Source organism: Streptosporangium sp. DT93, assembly GCF_049844535.1.
Taxonomy (GTDB): Bacteria; Actinomycetota; Actinomycetes; order Streptosporangiales; family Streptosporangiaceae; genus Streptosporangium.
Genome location: NZ_JBNCLF010000001.1, coordinates 71,039 through 89,628, shown reverse-complemented (window position 1 = coordinate 89,628; position 18,590 = coordinate 71,039). Strand labels below are relative to the sequence as shown.

At 72.6% G+C, this 18,590-nt stretch carries 18 protein-coding genes; 4 read left to right on the top strand and 14 right to left on the bottom strand.

The genetic code is table 11. The annotated features are described in order from the left end of the window. The first annotated feature begins 61 nt into the window (after positions 1–61). Positions 62–2,308 carry a heavy metal translocating P-type ATPase gene (locus tag ACLQ2R_RS00435; RefSeq protein ID WP_425958145.1) on the top strand — a complete coding sequence of 749 codons (2,247 nt, stop codon included), beginning with the start codon at positions 62–64 and terminating at the stop codon, positions 2,306–2,308. Between the two features lie 177 nt (positions 2,309–2,485). On the opposite strand, the gene ACLQ2R_RS00430 is transcribed toward ACLQ2R_RS00435, so the two are convergent. The 14 genes from ACLQ2R_RS00430 to ACLQ2R_RS00365 form a co-directional block, all read right to left on the bottom strand. Further along, entirely contained in the window at positions 2,486–3,163 is a 678-nt protein-coding gene (locus ACLQ2R_RS00430; RefSeq protein WP_425957239.1) for a hypothetical protein, read from the bottom strand. Positions 3,164–3,214: 51 nt separating this feature from the next. Then, positions 3,215–3,919, bottom strand: coding sequence for a hypothetical protein (locus ACLQ2R_RS00425; RefSeq protein ID WP_425957237.1), 705 nt, complete (start codon positions 3,917–3,919; stop codon positions 3,215–3,217). A 218-nt stretch (positions 3,920–4,137) separates the two neighbouring features. Further along, positions 4,138–4,845: an STAS domain-containing protein gene (locus ACLQ2R_RS00420; protein WP_425957236.1), complete on the bottom strand. Its 708-nt coding sequence runs from the start codon at positions 4,843–4,845 to the stop codon at positions 4,138–4,140. Between the two features lie 254 nt (positions 4,846–5,099). Next, the gene (locus ACLQ2R_RS00415) at positions 5,100–5,297 is read right to left on the bottom strand and encodes a hypothetical protein (protein WP_386238629.1); all 198 of its coding nucleotides are present in this window, start codon (positions 5,295–5,297) and stop codon (positions 5,100–5,102) included. 269 nt (positions 5,298–5,566) lie between these two features. Next, on the bottom strand, positions 5,567–6,541 hold the full coding sequence (locus ACLQ2R_RS00410; RefSeq protein WP_425957234.1) for a fumarylacetoacetate hydrolase family protein: 975 nt from the start codon (positions 6,539–6,541) through the stop codon (positions 5,567–5,569). Positions 6,542–6,665: 124 nt separating this feature from the next. Further along, positions 6,666–7,598, bottom strand: coding sequence for a VOC family protein (locus tag ACLQ2R_RS00405; RefSeq protein ID WP_425957233.1), 933 nt, complete (start codon positions 7,596–7,598; stop codon positions 6,666–6,668). A 1-nt stretch (position 7,599) separates the two neighbouring features. Continuing rightward, positions 7,600–8,592: an amidohydrolase family protein gene (locus ACLQ2R_RS00400; RefSeq protein WP_425957232.1), complete on the bottom strand. Its 993-nt coding sequence runs from the start codon at positions 8,590–8,592 to the stop codon at positions 7,600–7,602. Next, positions 8,589–9,725, bottom strand: a complete 1,137-nt coding sequence (locus ACLQ2R_RS00395; protein WP_425957231.1) for an FAD-dependent oxidoreductase — start codon at positions 9,723–9,725, stop codon at positions 8,589–8,591. Before ACLQ2R_RS00395 ends, ACLQ2R_RS00400 begins: the two co-directional genes overlap by 4 nt. A gap of 163 nt (positions 9,726–9,888) precedes the next feature. Next, the gene (locus tag ACLQ2R_RS00390) at positions 9,889–10,842 is read right to left on the bottom strand and encodes a cyclase family protein (RefSeq protein ID WP_425957230.1); all 954 of its coding nucleotides are present in this window, start codon (positions 10,840–10,842) and stop codon (positions 9,889–9,891) included. After that, the gene (locus ACLQ2R_RS00385; protein ID WP_425957229.1) at positions 10,839–11,798 is read right to left on the bottom strand and encodes a fumarylacetoacetate hydrolase family protein; all 960 of its coding nucleotides are present in this window, start codon (positions 11,796–11,798) and stop codon (positions 10,839–10,841) included. Before ACLQ2R_RS00385 ends, ACLQ2R_RS00390 begins: the two co-directional genes overlap by 4 nt. Before the next feature lie 293 nt (positions 11,799–12,091). After that, positions 12,092–12,376 carry a YiaA/YiaB family inner membrane protein gene (locus ACLQ2R_RS00380; RefSeq protein WP_425957228.1) on the bottom strand — a complete coding sequence of 95 codons (285 nt, stop codon included), beginning with the start codon at positions 12,374–12,376 and terminating at the stop codon, positions 12,092–12,094. Between the two features lie 82 nt (positions 12,377–12,458). After that, positions 12,459–13,718, bottom strand: a complete 1,260-nt coding sequence (locus tag ACLQ2R_RS00375) for an RNA polymerase sigma factor (protein WP_425957227.1) — start codon at positions 13,716–13,718, stop codon at positions 12,459–12,461. Between the two features lie 310 nt (positions 13,719–14,028). Continuing rightward, entirely contained in the window at positions 14,029–14,403 is a 375-nt protein-coding gene (locus ACLQ2R_RS00370) for a YciI family protein (RefSeq protein ID WP_425957225.1), read from the bottom strand. 257 nt (positions 14,404–14,660) lie between these two features. After that, positions 14,661–15,392, bottom strand: a complete 732-nt coding sequence (locus ACLQ2R_RS00365; protein ID WP_425957224.1) for a DUF998 domain-containing protein — start codon at positions 15,390–15,392, stop codon at positions 14,661–14,663. Between the two features lie 330 nt (positions 15,393–15,722). Here ACLQ2R_RS00365 and ACLQ2R_RS00360 point away from each other — a divergent pair, with 330 nt between their 5' ends. From ACLQ2R_RS00360 to ACLQ2R_RS00350, 3 genes are all read left to right on the top strand, one after another. Continuing rightward, positions 15,723–16,310 carry an MFS transporter gene (locus ACLQ2R_RS00360; RefSeq protein ID WP_425957223.1) on the top strand — a complete coding sequence of 196 codons (588 nt, stop codon included), beginning with the start codon at positions 15,723–15,725 and terminating at the stop codon, positions 16,308–16,310. A 356-nt stretch (positions 16,311–16,666) separates the two neighbouring features. After that, the gene (locus ACLQ2R_RS00355; RefSeq protein ID WP_425957222.1) at positions 16,667–17,308 is read left to right on the top strand and encodes a copper chaperone PCu(A)C; all 642 of its coding nucleotides are present in this window, start codon (positions 16,667–16,669) and stop codon (positions 17,306–17,308) included. A 21-nt stretch (positions 17,309–17,329) separates the two neighbouring features. Beyond that, entirely contained in the window at positions 17,330–18,589 is a 1,260-nt protein-coding gene (locus tag ACLQ2R_RS00350) for a Dyp-type peroxidase (RefSeq protein ID WP_425957221.1), read from the top strand. Position 18,590: the final 1 nt, after the last annotated feature.

Here is an 18,590-nt window from a genome sequence, read left to right as displayed (position 1 = left end):
CGAGCGACCACGGACGAGGGCGAAGAAGACACACGAGGCACCGGGAGGGGCCGTGACGTCCATGACCACCGGCGAGCCGACCGTCGGCGGCGAGATCGAACTCGCCATCGGCGGCATGACGTGCGCCTCCTGCGCGGCCCGCATTGAGCGCAGGCTCAACAAGCTGGAGGGGGTGAGCGCGACCGTCAACTACGCCACCGAGAAGGCGAAGGTCGCCTACCCCGGTGAGATCACCCACGACGACCTGATCGCCGAGGTCCGCAAGGCCGGCTACACCGCCGAGCCGCCCGCGCCGCCCGCGCCCCCCGAGCCGGTCACGGCCCCCGACGGGAGCGAGCGATCCGGTGAGCACGACGAGCACGACGGGCTCGCGCCGCTCAGGCAGCGCCTGATCACCTCAGCCGTCCTGTCGGTGCCGGTCGTCGCGATGGCGATGATCCCGGCGCTGCAGTTCGACAACTGGCAGTGGCTCTCCCTCGCGCTGGCCGGTCCCGTCGTGGTCTACGGCGGGTGGCCCTTCCACCGGGCGGCCTGGACCAACCTGCGGCACGGCGCCGCCACCATGGACACGCTGGTCTCGCTGGGCACGATCGCCGCCTTCGCGTGGTCGCTCTGGGCGCTGTTCTTCGGTACGGCGGGCATGCCGGGCATGCGGCACGGCTTCGAGCTCGTCCCGTCCGGCGGGGACGGCTCGGGCAACATCTACTTCGAGGCCGCGGCCGGGGTGGTCACCTTCATCCTCGCGGGCCGCTACTTCGAGGCCCGCTCCAAGCGCCGCGCCGGTGCCGCGCTCCGCGCGCTGCTGTCGATGGGCGCCAAGGAGGTCACGCTGGCCTCCGGCGAGCAGGTGCCGATCGCCTCGCTCGCGACGGGCGACCTCTTCTTCGTACGGCCGGGAGAGAAGATCGCGACCGACGGCGTGGTCGAGGAGGGGTCCTCGGCCGTGGACGCCTCCCTGCTGACCGGGGAGTCGGTCCCGGTGGAGGTGCGTCCGGGCGACGCCGTGACCGGCGCCACCGTGAACGTCTCGGGCAGGCTCACGGTCAGGGCCACCCGGGTCGGTTCCGACACCCAGCTCGCCCGGATGGCCAGGCTGGTGGAGGACGCGCAGAACGGCAAGGCCGCCGTGCAGCGGCTGGCCGACCGGATCTCGGCGGTGTTCGTCCCGATCGTGATCGCGCTGTCGGTGGCGACCCTCGGCTTCTGGCTCGGCAGCGGGGCCGGCTCCGTCGCCGCCTTCACCGCGGCCGTCGCGGTGCTGATCATCGCGTGCCCCTGCGCCCTGGGCCTGGCCACGCCGACCGCGCTGCTGGTGGGGACCGGCCGGGGCGCCCAGCTCGGCATCCTGATCAAGGGGCCCGAGGCGCTGGAGTCGACCCACGGCATCGACACCGTCGTGCTCGACAAGACCGGCACCGTGACGTCCGGCACGATGACCCTCCAGGACGTCCACGCCGCGCCGGGACAGGACGCGGGCGAGGTGCTCCGGCTGGCCGGGGCGCTGGAGGCCGCCTCCGAGCACCCCGTCGCCCGCGCCGTCGCCCGCGCGGCGAACTCCACGGCCGAGGTCGAGGACTTCGTGAACATCGAGGGTCTCGGTGTCCAGGGCGTCGTCGACGGGCACGCCGTCCTGGTCGGGCGCCCCCGGCTGTTCGCCGAGTGGTCGCAGGCACTGCCGGCCTCCCTGGAGGAGGAGCTGGACCGGGCGCGGGCCCGCGGGGAGACCGCGGTCGTGGCCGGATGGGACGGCGAGGTACGCGCGGTGCTCACCGTCGCGGACGAGATCAAGCCCACCTCGGCCGAGGCGGTCGCCGCGCTGCGCGCGCTGGGCCTGCGCCCGGTCCTGCTGACCGGGGACAACGAGGCGGTGGCCCGCAGGGTCGCCGAGGCCGTCGGCATCGACGAGGTCATCGCCGACGTGCTGCCCGCCGACAAGGTGGACGTCGTCAAGCGCCTGCAGTCCGAGGGCCGCGTCGTGGCGATGATCGGCGACGGGGTCAACGACGCCGCCGCCCTCGCCCAGGCCGATCTCGGCATGGCGATGGGGACGGGCGCGGACGTGGCGATCGAGGCGTCCGACCTGACGCTGGTCCGCGGCGACCTGAGGGTGGCCGCCGACGCCGTCCGGCTGTCCCGCCGTACGCTCCGCACCATCAGGGGCAACCTGTTCTGGGCCTTCGCCTACAACGTGGCGGCCATCCCGCTGGCCGCGTCCGGGCTGCTCACGCCCATGATCGCCGGAGGTGCCATGGCGCTCTCCTCGGTGTTCGTGGTCAGCAACAGCCTGCGGCTGCGCCGCTTCAAGTGACCGCGCCGCTTCGAGCGGTCGCGCGGTTTCGAGGGGTCGTACGGCTTCGAGGGGCGTGCGGTTTCGGGGGGTCGCGTCGCTTCGAGGGGGCGACCGGCTCCGAGGGACCGAAGCGTCCCGGACGGCGCGCCGCCTCACCCGCGACGGCGGGTGAGGCGGCGCCGGGCCCGGTCCGGGTCACTCCCCGGCGCGGGTGACCGGCCGGGGCAGCTGTGCCGTCCGGAGCCGGGCACCGGCTCCCTTCCGGTCCTTTCTCCTCGGACCGGTCCTTCCCTTCGGCCCGGCCCGTTCCGCGGGCCGGAGGATCCTCCCCACCCGCTCCTCGTCCGCGGTGTAGATGTGGGGCACGTCGACGAAGACCCTCATCGGCCCGCAGCCCACCGTCAGGCCGTCCGCGACCTCGCGCTGGATCCCGCGGAGCGGCACGTAGTTGAGGTAGCAGGTGTAGGCGTTCTGCGACCGGAAGGCCGCGGTCATGACCAGTCGTCCGGCGCGGAGCCGGAAGGCCAGGCTGGTCAGGCAGGGCACCGCGTCGGGAGGCTCCCCGGGAGCGGTCAGCGAGATCCAGCCGCTCTTGGTGTACGGCTTGGCCCGCAGCACGTCGGAGACCCAGTCGAGCTGGTCGACGCCGAGGAACTGCCGCAGCCGTCCCCCGTAGCTGTACTTGAACGGCGGGACGATCGACCGCTCACTGAACTTGCTGGCGTACAGCGGGATCTTCCCCGGGTCGCCGTGGCACGCCAGGATGGGATCGTCCCAGCTCAGCGCGTTGATTTCGAACAGCACGGCCGGGGCCTCGATGATCGGGCCGCGGTCGTCCAGGGCGGGACCGCCGCTGTCCTTCACGTGTCGCATCAGCCAGATCCACGTCTCCCCACAAGACGCGAACCTGAGGAGGTCGGGCATTCATGTCTCCACATTGGGAAAATGGTAGGGATTGTGTGGGAGTCGGCGTTGCCGGGAAACATTGGCGCGCACGTAGTAGACGAAATAGTGGATCAGTGCGAGCAACCCGATGATCACCAGCAGCAGGGCCGGGGTGGGCTCGGCCCCGATCAGCCCGAGCACGCCGACCGCGATGTAGGAGCCGTTGACCAGCGCCAGCATCATCACGTTGATCCCCGGCCACGCCAGTGGCGCGTACGTCTCCGGATAGCGGGGATCGACCGGCAGGTTGGGGCTCCAACCGAGGGCCGAGAAGTGGTCCTTGAGGGGCAGGACGTACAGCAGGCGGAAGTTGTTGAGCGCCCGCGCCGTTCTCATGTGCGCGTTGACCGCCTCGATCAGCCGCAGGAAGGGCAGCACGTTGAGCAGCCCGAACGCGGCGACCGTGGCGAACAGGTACCACGGGACGCTCTCCCAGGCGGCCAGCGCGTCCGGCCTGATCACCTTCGCGCTGGCCAGCGCGACCGCCGCGGCGAACGGAGCGGCGAGCAGGCTCATGGACAACCGGGTCATCTTGATCCGTTCGTCCTTCGCCGCCAGGTAGACCTGGTAGGTGCCGGTGAAGTCGACGGCCAGCAGGGTGACGAACTCCCTGGGCTCCACGGGCAGCGCGTTCGGAGAGCCGGGCGGTGCTTCCGCGGTCGCCCGCGGCGGTGTCTTCCGCATCGGGACCCCACTTTCGGTGGAGAGTGGATTTTCCCGTATGAAGATATTGACTCACTTGTAAGGCTAATGAGGGCTTTTTGACGACATAAGTCTCAGGCTTCTGTGAGCGCGTCCCCGAGCGGCGCCGGCCCGTGTCCGACCGGCGCCCGTCCGTCTTCGTCGCCCGTCCCTCGCCCCCGGTGTCCGTCCGTTCCCGGTGTGCGCCGGAAGCGGGCGTGTCAGCCCTCCTCGGGCGCGCTCGACCCCGCCTCCAGCAGGGCCTCCTCCACGGAGCCGGCCATCGTGAAGAAGGTCAGCAGCCCGGTGGTGGTCAGCATGTGGAGCAGGGTCCGGTTCGCCCCGGCCACCACGAGGCGCGTCCCGGTCTCCTGGCTCTGGCGCAGGCTCCACATCAGCTCGGCGAGCCCGGTGGAGTCGCAGAAGGTGAGTCCCGTCAGGTCGAGGATGAGCCAGGAAGGAGCCGTCCCGGCCGTCGGTCCTGCCGTCATCCCTGTCGTTGTCTCTGTCGTTGTCTCTGTCGTTGTCTCTGTCGTCGTCCCGGCCGTCGTCCCGGAGGGGAACGCGTTCCGCGCCGCGAGGAAGGACGGGGTTGTCGCCGGGGGCGAGACCGCCGAGACCGCCGAGGGTGCCGAGACCGCCGAGGGCGTCGAGGGCAGGGCGGCCGGGGGCGAGGCCGCCGGGGAGAAGGGGTGATCGGGCAGCAGCGGGGAGGTGTCGGGGAAGGCGGGAGACGACTCCTGCGAGGGTGCGGGCAGGGGCGGAGGCTCGGCCGGCGAGACGCCGGCGTCCGTGCCCCATACCCGGGTGAGCTCCCTGCGGAAGACGGGCGCGTAGTCGTAGTCGAGCTCACCGATCGCCCGGACGACGACGGCGCCCCCGTAGGTATCGGTGGATATGGAGAGGATTTTCGCATCTTCGGGTGGCATGGAAGGGCTCCTTAGACCCGCGGTTCACAGGGCGGGCGTTCCCCCCGTCTTACCAGGTATGCCTGTCCGGGAGCTCGAGTCAGGATGAGGTGCCGGTCATGCGGGGACGTCCGTCCCCGGCGCGACCACGCGGCCGGGAGCACCGGCCGGGCCGGAGCCGGGGCGATCATGGTGACGAGATCACGGACGGTGGTCACGCGCGGGCGGGGATCCTCCAGGCCGGGGGCGGTGAGGAACCGGATCCGGACGTCCGTTCATCCCCCGTCGCGGCGGGCGTTCTGCTTGGCGATCCCCTGGAGGACCTCGGTGACGTGCGGGGAACAGACGGGGTCGCGGGAGTGCCGGCCCGAGAACCAGCGTGTCTCGATCACGTAGTCGGCTCGATGGCCGCACAGGCATCTGCCGGAGGTCTCGGAATCAAGGGGGACGACTGCCGTGCGGTGGGTCACCATGGGTTAACTTTAAAGCCCTTTGAGAGTTTTGTGATATTTCTCATTGTTGCGAACGCGCACCGGAGTGCATCGGACACTCTCTCATCTCGCCGCCACCCGGGGGGCTCGTCTCGTCCTTCCGGTGGACGGAGACCCGGCTCTTCCCGGTGACGGAAGGCGATCCGGCTCTTCCACATGGCGAAAGGCCGTCCGAGTGAACGGCCGCTCACCCGAACGGCCGCTCACCCGGACGTCCGTTCACTTGGACGGTCGCTCATCCGGACGGTCGTTCAGCCGGTCGGCGTCCCGGGGAGAGGACGGTTCCGGGGGCGCGGACGGGCCGGGGGGATCTCCACGGGGTCGGCGCCCGCGACGACGGTGTTGGCGACGGTGCCGATGCCCTCGACGGTCATCTCGACGAGGTCGCCGATCCGCAGCGGCGGCGGCTCCTGGCGCCCGCGGCGGCCCCACAGCTCGGCGAGGCAGCCGCCGTTGCCGCAGGTGCCGGAGCCGAGCACGTCCCCGGGCCGGACCCAGGTGCCGCGGGAGGCGTAGGCGACGAGGTCCTCGAACGGCCAGCCCATGTTGGAGAGCAGGTCCCGGCCGATCTCGGCGCCGTTGACCGAGACGCTCATGGCCAGGCTCAGGAAGCCGTCCGCGTCACGGAAGGGCTCCAGCTCGTCGGCGGTGACGAGCCAGGGACCGAGGGTGGTGGCGGTGTCCTTGCCCTTGGCGGGTCCGAGGTTGACCTTCATCTCCCGGCCCTGGAGGTCGCGCGCCGACCAGTCGTTCATGATCATATATCCGGCTATGTGGTCCCGCGCCCGTTCGGGGGTGAGGTCGCGACCGGCCCTTCCGATGACCGCGGCGACCTCCAGCTCGAAGTCCAGCACCCGGCAGCCGGGCGGGACGGGCGCCGGATCGCCGGTGCCGATCACCGCGTACGGGTTGGTGAAGTAGAACGTCGGGGCCCGGTACCACTCCGGGACCACCTCCCGGCCGTCCCCGACGCTGCGGACGACGCCCTCGACGTGCTCCTCGAAGGCCACGAAGTCCCGTACGGTCGGCGGCGTGAACGGCACCTCCAGCCGTACCCCGGCCAGCGGGACCGGCGCGCCCGCGCTCCGGGCGGCCTCCCGCAACGTCGCCTCACCGGCGCGGAGCAGCCCGAGCAGGTCGGTGCCCGCCTCCAGCGGGCGGACGGCATCGCCCTCGACGACGCCGCAGCGGGTCTCGCCCTCGAACGTGTAGGTGGTCAGGCGCACCGTCGTCCTCCGATCGGCGTGTCGGCGATGTCTTCCGTGCCGGCGGGATTCGTACCGGCGGGATTCGTGCCGGCGGGATTCGTGCCGGCGGGATTCGTACCGGCAGGGGTCGTACCGGAGGTGCTCATACCGGCGGGGCGACGAACACGCCGCGGTCGACGTCGTTGAAGGACTCCTTGGCGACCAGCTCGTTCATCGGGTTGGCCGTCCCCCACTGGTCGGTGACCTCGGGCCGGGAGAAGTCGTACACGCTGGGGTGCCACACGTCCTCGTCGAGCCTCTCCAGCTCGGTGGTGTACTCGACGGTGTTGCCGTGCGGGTCGAGGAAGTAGGAGAAGGTGTTGTCCCCGGCCAGGTGGCGGCCGGGTCCCCAGATCATGCGCACCCCCGCCCGCAGCAGCCGTCCGGTGCCGTACATGTACTCGTCGACGCCGCGCAGCTCGAAGCTGACGTGGTGCAGCGAGGCGTGCGGGCCGCGGGCGACGGCCAGGCTGTGGTGCTGGGGGTTGCAGCGCATGAAGTGCATGACCTCGCCCATGTGCGGGTGGCCGAGGGTGTCGGACAGGGCGAAGCCCAGGTGGGTCTCGTACCAGGCGCGGGTGGCGTTGATGTCGGGGGCGTTGAGCACCACGTGCGAGAGCCGCACCGGCACGGACTCCTTGGCCTCCAGTCTGCGGTGGGCGCGGACGGCCACGTCGGCGGAGACCTCGACGGTACGGCCGTCCAGGTCGAAGAAGCGGAACCCGTACCCGCCGCCGGGGGTGTCGATCGTGCCGGGCTCGGAGATCAGCGGGACGCCGGCGGCGCGCAGCCGGACCGCGAGGGCGTCGACGTCGGCGGGCGTGGCCGCGCCGAAGGAGACGAGGTCGAGCCGCTTCTCGCCGGCCTTGCGCAGCCGGATCACGTACTGCTCGGGGGAGCCCTCGGCGGCGAGGAACGTGATGCCGGTGTCGGAGGCGACCTCGGTGAGGCCCCAGACGCCCGCGTAGAAGTCGCGCTGCCTGTCGTGGTCGGGCACGGCCAGGTCGACGTGCCGCAGGTGGGTGATCGGGCGCATGTCAGTCCTTGAGCTCGAAGAGGGACGCCGCGTTGCCGCCGCGGATCGCGTGGAAGGCGGGTTCGCCGAGCCCGGCGGCGCGCAGCGCGCCCACCGGGTCGTCGGTGCCCATGTCGAAGGGGTGGTCGGAGCCGAGCGTGACCCGGCCGGCCCCGGCGGCGTCGACCAGGTGGCGCAGCGCGGCCGGGTCGTGGACGAGCGAGTCGAACCACAGCCGCCGCATGTAGGAGCTCGGCTCGTGCGCGCATCCCCGGGCCTCGGGGCGGACGCGCCATCCGTGGTCGGCCCGGCCCAGGTGGGCGGGGAGGTAGCCGCCGCCGTGGGCGGCCAGCACGCGCAGGTCCGGATGCCGGTCGAGCACCCCGGAGAAGATCAGGTGGGAGAGCGCGACGGTGTTCTCCACCGGCTGTCCCACGATGTTCGACAGGTACCAGCGGTCCAGCCGCTCGTCCAGCGTGCAGCCGAACGGGTGCAGGAACACTACCGCGCCCGAGGCCGCGGCCCGTTCCCAGAACGGTTCCAGCGCCGGGTCCGACAGTTCGACCCCGGGCGCGTGCGAGGAGATCTCCACCCCCCTCAGGCCCAGGCCCAGCGCGTGCTCCAGCGCCTCGGCCGCGAGCGCGGGGTGCTGGAGGGGGACCAGCCCGAGGCCGTGCAACCGGCCGGGCACCTCGGCGCAGTGCGCCGCGACGCCCCGGTGGGCCAGCTCGAACACCTCCCGCGCCAGCTCGGGCCCGGTCCAGGGATGGTAGTGCGACGGCGAGGGGCTGACGATCTGCACGTCCACCCCGGCCGCGTCCATGTCGGCGAGCCGCGCCGGAACCCGGGTGAGCCGGTCGAGGCGCGCGCCGACCATCCGGCCGGAGACGGCCAGGGACTCGGGGCCGTTGCGGCGGGCGTCCAGCTCCCGGTGCGCGGCCAGGCCCTCGTGCCCGGCGACGAGCCGTTCCACCTCGGGCAGGATGACGTGGGCGTGCACGTCGACGGTCCTCACGGCAGCTCGCTCAGCATCGTGGCGGTGCGGCCCATCAGGCCGGGCACGTCGGCCTCGGGGGAGGGGGTCATCTGCCAGCGGGCCAGCATCAGGGAACTCTCGACGACCGTGCGCACGCGCTCGAACCTGCGGTCCATGAACGCGTCGAACAGCGCCTGGTCGGCGGTGCCGCGCTCCAGCAGCAGCTCGGCCAGGACCAGCGCGTCCTCCAGGCACATGGCGGCGCCCTGGGCGAGGGTGGGCGGGCAGGCGTGCGCGGCGTCGCCGACCAGGACGACGGCGCCGCGGTTCCAGGGCCGCTCCACCAGCAGCGACTCGAACCAGGTGTAGTTCACCCGCGCGGGGTCGGTGATGTCGCGCCGGATCTCCTGCCAGGCGCCCCCGTACGGCTCGGCCAGGGCGCGCATCAGGTCGGCCTTCTCCCCTGGCGGGACGGACGCCCTGTCGCGGGCCTTCTCCACCAGGTAGGCGTACAGGGTGTCCTCGCCGGTGGGGCAGTAGCCGGCGATGTAGCAGGGACCGCCGTAGACCAGGTCGGTGCGCCGGACGCTCTCCGGCCGCCTGGCGTGCACGCGCCAGATGCCCATGCCGACCGGTTGCGGCCTCGCGTCGACGCCGATCAGGGCGCGGACCGCCGAATGGATGCCGTCGGCGCCCACGACCAGGTCGTACGCGCCGGTGGAGCCGTCGTCGAACGTGACCGCGCAGCCGCCGCCACCGTCGGCGGCGCCACCGGCGCGGTCCTGGAGGGCCACGACGGTGCGGCCCAGGGTGATCCGCGCCCCGGCCTCCAGCGCGGCGTCGACGAGGACGGCCTGCAGGTCGGGCCGGTACATGCCCAGCGTCGCCGGCAGGTCGGGGCCGCCGGTGCGCATGTCGGGCCGCTCGAACAGCAGAGTCCCGTCCGGGGCGCGCATGCCGAAGGAGTCGAAGCCGTACCCGCCCGCCTTCACGCGCTCCCACACGCCGAGCTCGCGCAGCACCCGCAGCGCGTTGCCCTGGAGGGTGATGCCGGACCCGACCGTGCTCCAGGCCGGCTCGAGCTCGGCCACGTCGACCGTGACACCGGCCCTGGCCAGCAGGATCGCGAGCGCGGAACCGGTGATGCCACCGCCGACGATCAGAACGTTCACGACTTCTCCCTGAGGGTGGAGACCCCCGCCGCGCGAGCGGTGCGAGGACGGGGGTGGGAAAGGGGGCGGCCCCGGTGGCGTCGGTGCGCGTCCGGGCTCCGGTGCGCGTCCGGGTGCGCGTCCGGGCCCCGGTGCGTGTCCGGGGCGGGCCGGGGCGGCCCGGTCACTTGAGCGCGACGGGGTTGACGGGCGAGCCCACCGCCCCGGTGATCGGCAGGGGTGCGGCGACGAGCTGGAACTCGTGGACGCCGTCGGCCGCGCAGTCCGCGGCCAGCGCCTCCAGGTCCCACATCTCGCCGACGAGCAGTCCCATGTTGGGGATGACGACCTGGTGCAGCGGCTGGAAGGCGTTCTCGAACTCGTTGGGGCGCACCTCGAACCCCCAGGTGTCGGTGGCGATCGCGGCGATCTCCGTGCGGTGCAGCCAGCCCGCCGTCCAGAACGACAGCCCCGGGGACGGGCCGCCCGCGTACTCGCCCCAGCCCTCGCGCCGGGCCCTGGCGAGCCGGCCGGTACGCACGCAGACGATGTCGCCGCGCCCCACCCGGACGCCGTGCGCCTCGGCCGTGGCCAGCAGGTGCTCCTCGGTGACGGCGAAGCCGTCGGGCAGCTCCCCGCCCGAGTCGCCGCCCAGCACGGCGGCGACGTCGAGCAGGACGCCCCGCCCGGCGACCACCCCGGCGATGGTCTCGATGCCGGTGACCAGGTCGCCCTCGCTGGTGACGACGTCCTGCGCGCGGCGGCCGTTCCAGGCCATGCCGTGGTCGAAGATGTGGCCCAGGCCGTCCCACTGGGTGGAGCACTGCAGCGGCATGGCGATCACGTCGTCCGCGCCGCCGATGCCGTGCGGGAAGCCCTGGTTGCCCAGCGCGGCGTCCACGCCGGTGTCGAGCATGGTGTGCACCGGGTTGGTGCGGCGGCGCCAGCCGCGCTGCGGGCCGTCCATGTCGAACCGCTGCGACAGCGAGAAGCTGACCCCCCTGCGCACCAGCCGGGCGCCCTCCACCCGCTTGGCCTCGTCCAGGAAGTTCAGGGTGCCGCGCACGTCGTCGGGTCCCCACCGGCCCCAGTTGGAGTACGTCCGGGCGGCCTCGGCGATCGCCTCCTCGGCGTTCACGCCTCCGCCCTGCAGGTGACGCGCTGGGTGCCCAGGCCGGTGATCGTGCCCTCCATGACGTCCCCGTCGCGCAGGAACCGCCCGACGGCCATGCCGTTGCCCGCGGGGCTGCCGGTCAGTACCAGGTCGCCTGGCTCCAGCCGGACGATCTCCGAGGCCGCCGAGACCAGCGCGGCGACGTCGAAGAGCATGTCCTCGGTCGACTCGTCCTGCATGGTCTCGCCGTTGACGCTCAGCGTGATCCGCAGCGGGTCGCCGACGAAGGCGGCGGGCACCAGCCAGGGGCCCAGCGGCAGGAAACCGGGGGCGTTCTTGCCGCGGAACCAGTCGGTGCCGATCTCCGGCATGTCCCGGCGGAACACCAGGTCGCGGGTGGTGACGTCGTTGCAGATCGTGTACCCCGCGACGTGGCCGAGCGCGTTCCCGGGGGCGACGCGGAAGGCCGGGCGGCCGATCACCGCCGCCAGCTCCAGCTCCCAGTCGTGCCGGTCGCTGTAGCCGGGCAGCACCAGGTCGTCGTACGGGCCGGCGATCGCGCCGGGCAGCCCGACGAACAGGTACGGCGTCCCCTCGGCCGCCCGGCGGTCCATCATCGCGCCGATCTCGGCGCGGGCCGCGGCCTCCTGCTCGGGACCGTCCGGGCGGCGGTGGGCGACGGCCAGGTCGACGACGTGGGTGCGGTAGTTGGCGCCGGACTGGATCACCTGCCCCGGCCGCAGGGGGGCCAGCACCGACAGGCCGTCCAGCTCCCTCCAGGGGAGCGAGGCGTCGGCGGCCAGCTCGGCGAGCGCGGGCAGCGCGGCGTCCCAGTCGCCGAGCAGCTCCGCCGTCGAGGTCCAGCGCCCGCCGAGGTCGAGCACCCGGGCGTCGGCGACGAGACCGGGGAACTCCCGCCCCTCGGCCGCGAACGTGCCCAGCGAGAAGGGGGCGGGGGATTGCGGGGAAGTTTCCACCACGTTGCCTTTCCAGTGACTTGCCCTCACTGTGGCGCGCGGTGAACAATCTGGGAAATAGATACCTTGTATGGGGTCATTCGCTGGACAAATGACTTGGGTCTGGAGGCACGGGTGGACGGCCGGGTCCTGGCCCGCCTCGGTCGGTGGTGAAACGGCCCGGCTCGTCCCAGCCGGTCGCGAAACGGTCGGGTTCGCCTCGGTCGGTCGTGAAACGGTCCGCGACGCCTCGGTCGATCGTGGAGAGGGCGGGCTCGGCTCGGTCGGTCGGTCGGTCGGGAAAGGGCAGGTCCGCCTCAGTCGGTCTTGAAGGGGTCGTGCTCGGCCAGCAGCTTGTCCAGCCTGGCCTGGTCGACCCGGCTGACGACGGCGGCCTCCTCGTTGCGGTCGCGCACGCACTTGGCCAGCGTGAAGGTCGAGGTCACCACGTAGAGCAGCCCGAGACCCATGAAGGACCGGACCCAGGTGGTCACCGGGAGGTAGGCGATGCCGATCCCCAGGGCCGTCACCGACAGGCCGAAGGAGAGGACGGCCTGCGCGTAGAAGGCCGTGGTCGTCGAGTTCTTCACCGGTCGCGTCATGCCACCATCGTCGGCGCGATCCGCCTCCGGGACATGGGCGCGGCTACTTAGTTACTCGTGAGTACGACGTCCGCCGCCCCCGTCACCCCTCCAGACCCTCGGCGCGAGCCAGGAAGAGGGCGCGCTCGCGCTCGTTGCGGGTGAGTCCGGCGGCCCGTTCGAACTCCGCGCGCGCCTCGCCGGGACGGCCCAGCCTCGCGAGCAGATCCCCCCGTACGGCCGGTAGCTGTGGATAGCCGGCGAGCGCGCGCTCCGCCGCCAGCCCCTCCACGATCTCCAGCCCCCGCGCCGGGCCGTACGCCATCCCCACCGCGACCGCGCGGTTCAGCTCGACCACGGGCGAGGGCGCGACATGGGCCAGCAGCAGGTAGAGGGCGGCCATCCGCTCCCAGTCGGTGTCCCCGGTGGACGGCGCGCGGGCGTGACAGGCGGCGATCGCCGCCTGGAGACCGTACGGTCCCAGCGTGCCGAGCGCCTCGGCGCGTGCCAGCGACTCCAGCCCGCGGCGCACCAGCAGCCGGTCCCAGAGCCCGCGGTCCTGGTCGGGGAGCAGGACGGGCTCGCCGTCGGGCCCGGTCCTGGCGCGCAGCCGCGACGCCTGGATCTCCATCAGCGCGACCAGGCCGTGCACCTCGGCCCGGTCCGGCATCAGTCCCGCCAGGATCCGGCCCAGGCGCAGCGCCTCCTCGCAGAGCGCGGGGCGCGTCCAGCCCTCACCGAGGGTCGCCGAGTAGCCCTCGTTGAAGATGAGGTAGACGACCTCCAGGACCGAGGAGAGCCTGCCGTCCAGCTCGTCCGGCGCGGGCATCTCGATCCGCACCCGCCTGTCGGCGAGGGTGCGTTTGGCCCGGGAGATCCGCTGCCCGACGGTCGGTTCCGGCACCAGGAAGGCGCGGGCGATCTCCGCGGTGGTCAGGCCGCCCAGCAGGCGCAGGGTGAGCGCCAGGCGTCCCTCGGCGGGCAGCACCGGGTGGCAGGCGGTGAACAGCAGGCGCAGCACGTCGTCGCCGACGGGGTCGTCGAGGGTGTCGTCCGTCTCGTCCTCCGCCGCCCACCGGCGGACCTCCAGGTCCCGTCCGACCTCTTCGAGCTTGCGCTCGTAGGTGTTCCTGCGGCGCAGCAGGTCGATGGCCCGGTGCTTGGCGGTGAGCATCAGCCAGGCGCCGGGGTTGTCCGGCACGCCGGTCTCCGGCCACCGCTCCAGCGCGACGACCAGGGCGTCCTGGGCCAGCTCCTCGGCCAGCCCGATGTCGTTCACGATCCGGGCCAGGCCGCCGATCACCCTCGCGGACTCGATCCGCCAGACCGCCTCGATCCTGCGGTGAGCATCGTCGACTTCCATGACGCCCGATCCAACCCCACTCCGCCCCGGTACGCGACGGCGCCCCTGCCCTGTCCCGCGACCGGGATCGCGGGACAGGGCAGGGGCGCCACGGTGTGTCACCGGCAGAGCCGGCGGCGGGGCCGGGCCGGGGCCGGGTCGGACTCCTGGACCACCGGTGAGGGCACGGCCCGACCCCCAGGACTCAAGGTCCAGGAGACGAGAGTGCTCACTCACCGGCGGCTACCGGGCACCGAGTCCGCCCGAACAGCAGAGGACGGCTTCAGGAGAGGGCGGCGTCAGCAGAGGACAGCGTCAGGGGCGGACGGCGTCAGGAGAGGGCGGCGAAGTCCTCGGGGCCGAAGACGCGCAGCACCTCGGCCTCGCCCTCCCAGCCCTCCCAGTGGTCGCGGTGCAGCTGCATGAAGCGGGAGGTCCACTCGATCGTCTCCTCCTTCGACCGGGTCTGGTAGAGGGCGTAGCTGATCATCTCCTTCGCCTCGGCGAACGGGCCGTCCGTGACGGTCAGCTTTCCTCCGGCCAGCTCGACGCGGGCGCCCTCGGCGCGCGGGGCCAGCCCGCCGTTGTCCAGCATGGCACCGGCCCGGGTGGCTTCCTCGCCGAGCTTGTTGATGGCCTCCATCAGCTCGGCGGGCGCCGGGGTCGCGGGCTGGTTGATGACCTTCAGGGTGACCAGGTATCGCATCGGGTGTCTCCTTCGACGGTGTTCGCGGTTGTGAGGATGTTCGCGGTCGCGACGGTGTCCGGACCGCGACGGTGTTCAGGTTGTGATGGTGTCCGGACCGTGACGGTGTTCGGGTCGTGACGGTGTTCGGGTCGTGACGGTGTTCGGGTCGTGACGGCAGTCGTGGTCGTGACGGTGGTCATGATCGTGACGGTGTTCACGGTCCACCGGTGTTCTCGAAAGACGGGACGAGACGCCTCCGGCGTGCGGGGCGCCGGTCAGGCGTGTCCGGACGGGACGCGCCGCCGGAGGTGGAGCGACAGGGTCGAGATCCAGGTCCAGACGACCACGATCCCGGTGACGAAGGCCAGGATGGACCAGGTGGCCCCGCCGCCCGCCGCGATGGAGAAGAAGGTCACCAGGAAGAGCCCCCCGGTGATCCGCGAGTACGACGCCCACCCCCGGCACCCCTCGGCGGCGAACCTGCGGCCGGCGACCAGGCAGGCCGCGATCACGCACAGGAAGCCCACGGCGCCGACGGCGAAGTGGAGCGTCCCGTGCCAGCTCACCGGACCCGGCCCCTGCGGCGTTCCGGCCGGGAACCCCATTCCCGGATCCGCCCGGAAGATTCCCGCGCCGACCAGGCTCACCCCGTACACGGCGACGAGCCGGGGGATCCAGGCCGCGCCGACCCCGCCGGTGAGGGCCCGGCGCATACCGGCCGCGCAGGCGGCGGTCGCCAGCCCGGCCACGACGAGGTTGGTGATCTGGATCCATCCGAGGTCGCCGTTGGCGAGCATGCTCCATGCGTGACGGGTGAGGTCGAAACCCTCCCGCGTCAGCGCCTGGACGATCGAGACCACGACGTACACCGGCCCGGCGACGACGCCGAGGCCCAGCAGCGACGTCGTGACACCCGCCGCCGGGTCACCGGTCCCCGCGCCCGTCGTTCTCCTGCCCGTGCCACCCGTCGTTCCTGTGTCCGTGCCGCCCGTCGTCCGCTGGGTCAAGGCCCTTCTCCTCACCGCTCCGGGGCCGGTCCGCTGCTTCCTTCCGGCCCTTGTGACCACACTTCGAACGGGACCGGGCCGTTTCGACAGGCCGCCCGGATTCTTTTCATGATTTTTTACAGGCGGGTACGCCCCGGCCCCGGAACGGGCTCCTCCCCTCCGAAGGAGGCTCCCGTTCCAGGACCTGTGGGAAGGCTCCCGCTCCCCCGGACCGAGCCGGACCGAGCCGGACCGGGCAGAACCGGGCGGAACCGGGGAGGGAGGGCCGGCGCCTCGGTGCTCCGCCGCCCCGATCTTCACGGCGAGCCACCCGGCTGAGAGGATGTCCCCGTGACCTCCAGTGCGACCGGCCCGGCCGCCACGCGAGCGGACATGACGTTCCGTTCGGCGCGCGCGGCCGTCTTCGCCGTGGTCTGCCTGGGGTTGAGCGTGACGGCGCACGTCCTCACGGGAGGCTCGGTCTCCGCGACGAGCGCCGCCGTCGCCCTCGTCCTCGCCTTCGCCACGGCCCTGGCCGTCTCGGGGCGCGAGCGTACGGTGGCGGTGATCCTGCCGCTGCTGGCGGGCGTGCAGATCGTTCTGCACGTGCTGTTCTCCCTCGCGCACGCCACGTCCCCCGCCGAGCTGATGGGGCACGTCCACTCCGGGCTGCTGCCCGGCCTGGGCATGCTGGTGGCGCACGGATGGGCCGTCGGGCTGACCGCGCTCTGGATGGCGCGCGGCGAGGCGGTCCTGTGGGCGATGCTGCGCGGGCTCGGCGTCCGGCTCCGCCGGGTGCTGATCGCGTTCGTCACCCCGGTGCGCGTCCCGCTCCTCACCGCGAGCACGGTAGAGCCGGAGGTCCTCCGCTCCGCCGTTCTGCGTCACGTCGTCAGCGGGCGCGGCCCCCCGGCGGCCGTCGTCGCCGTCTCCGGCTGACCTGCCGGACGACCGGGTCACCCGGAGCGCGACCCCGGGTCACCCGGGACATCACCCTTCCCGCGCACACCCGCGCGGGCCTTCGCCGACGCCGCTGACGACCCCGCCACGCCACGCCACACCACGTCACACCACGCCTCCGTCCGGACGCGTGCGCGGCCACGGGGCTCCGCCCGCGCAGGGCACTCCGCCCGCGCGTGTACGACCACGGCGCGCGTACCCGGCGCGCGTGCGGGCCGTCCGGCCATCCGGCGCACCGAACCATCGTGACGATCCCGGCCGCCCGTCCGGCACGGGCCTCTTCGAGCGGAGTTCCGCCGAGGCCCCGGTCGTACGGCCAGAAGAAAGGCATCACCATGTCCGCTCGACGTACCGTTTCCACCACCCCCGCCCCGATCCGCCGTGCCGTCTTCGCCGGAATCCTGATCGCGACCATGACGGTCCTCGGCGCGTGCGGCTCCCAGGGGACCCCGGCCTCCCAGGGAGCGCCGGCCGGCACGGCCTCGGCCGTCGCCCCGAGCTCCACACCGGCCGCCGTGGCGGCTCCCGGCGCCGTGCTGACGATCACCGACCCCTGGGTGAAGACCGTGAAGAAGGGGATGAGCGCCGCCTTCGGCACCCTGGTCAACAACTCCGACGCGGAGGTGACGGTCGTCTCCGGCGTCTCGCCGCTGTCCCCGGTGATCGAGCTGCACGAGGTCGTCGACTCCAAGGGAAAGATGATCATGCGGCCCAAGGAGGGTGGCTTCGTGATCCCCGCCAAGGGCACCCACCACCTCCAGCCCGGTGGTGATCACATCATGCTGATGGGCGTCACCGAGGCGGTGAAGCCCGGCTCGCAGATCCCCTTCACCCTGACCCTCAAGGACGGCACGACCATGGAGTTCACCGCGGTCGGCAAGGACTTCGCCGGGGGCAAGGAGGACTACCAGCCCGGCATGGACATGGGAGACGACCAGGGCGACCAGGGCATGGACATGGGCGAGAGCAACGGCTGAGCGGGAGAGGCAGGACAGCTCATGCGGGAACCTCGACTCAGCCGCAGGGGCCTGCTCGCGGGGGGCGCCGTCACCGCGGCCGGCGCCCTCGCGGCGTGCGCGCCCGACCAGATCCTCTCCCCGGCGGCCCCCCGGCCCGCCGCGGCGCTCCCCGCGCCCGCGACCTCGGACGTCTCCCGCGTCCCGGGGGGCTCCGACGGTTCAGGCGGCCTGGTGACGGAGCCGTTCGACGGCGTTCACCAGGCGGGGATCGCGACGCCGCCGCAGACGTACGGGGTCTTCGTCGGCATGGACCTGCTGCCCGGTGTCGGCCGCGAGGCGCTGGAGCGGATGATGCGGCTGCTCACCGACGACGCCCGGCGGCTGACCCAGGGCAGGCCCGCCCTGGCCGACACCGAACCCGAACTCGCCGTCCTGCCCGCCCGGCTGACGGTGACCTTCGGGTTCGGCCCCGGCCTCTTCACGGCGGCCGGGCTGGCCGGCCGCCGTCCCGAGTCGGTCGCCCCGCTGCCCGCCTTCACGATCGACAGGCTGAGGAAGGAGTGGAGCGGCGGTGACCTGCTGCTGCAGATCTGCGCCGACGACGCGCTCACCCTGGCCCACGCCCTGCGCATGACGGTCAAGGACGCCCGCGCGTTCGCGAGGGTCCGCTGGACCCAGCGGGGCTTCCGGCGCGGCGCGTACACCCACGCCGCCGGGCTGACCCAGCGCAACGTCATGGGGCAACTCGACGGGACCGTCAATCCCCTCCCGGGCGGCCCCGACTTCGACCGGGCCGTCTGGGTGGACGACGGCCCGTCCTGGCTGCGCGGCGGCACCACGCTGGTGCTGCGGCGCATCCGGGCGGAGATGGAGACCTGGGACGCCGTGGACCGGGTCGGCAAGGAGTTCACGGTGGGACGCCGCCTGGACAACGGCGCCCCGCTCACCGGCCGGGACGAGCGCGACGAGGCCGACTTCACGAAGGTCAACGCGATCGGCTTCCCCGTCATCTCCGAGCAGGCCCACATCCGCCGGGCCCACGTCACCGACCCGGGCATGCGCATGCTGCGCCGGGTCTACAACTACGACGAGGGGCTCACCCCGGACGGGCACGCCGACTCGGGGCTGTTGTTCGCCTCCTACCAGGCCGACATCGCCCGGCAGTTCGTCCCGGTCCAGCGCAGGCTGGCCGAGGCCGACCTGCTCAACGAGTGGACGACCCCGATCGGCTCGGCGGTCTTCGCCGTCCCGCCGGGATGCTCCCCGGACGGCTGGATCGGGGAGAGCCTGCTCGGCTGAG

What these genes read in the sequence shown, in the direction of transcription:
- ACLQ2R_RS00435 (WP_425958145.1), top strand. Translation starts at nt 62, where the DNA reads ATGACCACCGGCGAGCCGACCGTCGGCGGCGAGATCGAACTCGCCATC.
- ACLQ2R_RS00430 (WP_425957239.1), bottom strand. Translation starts at nt 3,163, where the DNA reads ATGCGACACGTGAAGGACAGCGGCGGTCCCGCCCTGGACGACCGCGGC.
- ACLQ2R_RS00425 (WP_425957237.1), bottom strand. Translation starts at nt 3,919, where the DNA reads ATGCGGAAGACACCGCCGCGGGCGACCGCGGAAGCACCGCCCGGCTCT.
- ACLQ2R_RS00420 (WP_425957236.1), bottom strand. Translation starts at nt 4,845, where the DNA reads ATGCCACCCGAAGATGCGAAAATCCTCTCCATATCCACCGATACCTAC.
- ACLQ2R_RS00415 (WP_386238629.1), bottom strand. Translation starts at nt 5,297, where the DNA reads ATGGTGACCCACCGCACGGCAGTCGTCCCCCTTGATTCCGAGACCTCC.
- ACLQ2R_RS00405 (WP_425957233.1), bottom strand. Translation starts at nt 7,598, where the DNA reads ATGCGCCCGATCACCCACCTGCGGCACGTCGACCTGGCCGTGCCCGAC.
- ACLQ2R_RS00380 (WP_425957228.1), bottom strand. Translation starts at nt 12,376, where the DNA reads ATGACGCGACCGGTGAAGAACTCGACGACCACGGCCTTCTACGCGCAG.
- ACLQ2R_RS00375 (WP_425957227.1), bottom strand. Translation starts at nt 13,718, where the DNA reads ATGGAAGTCGACGATGCTCACCGCAGGATCGAGGCGGTCTGGCGGATC.
- ACLQ2R_RS00370 (WP_425957225.1), bottom strand. Translation starts at nt 14,403, where the DNA reads ATGCGATACCTGGTCACCCTGAAGGTCATCAACCAGCCCGCGACCCCG.
- ACLQ2R_RS00355 (WP_425957222.1), top strand. Translation starts at nt 16,667, where the DNA reads ATGTCCGCTCGACGTACCGTTTCCACCACCCCCGCCCCGATCCGCCGT.
- ACLQ2R_RS00350 (WP_425957221.1), top strand. Translation starts at nt 17,330, where the DNA reads ATGCGGGAACCTCGACTCAGCCGCAGGGGCCTGCTCGCGGGGGGCGCC.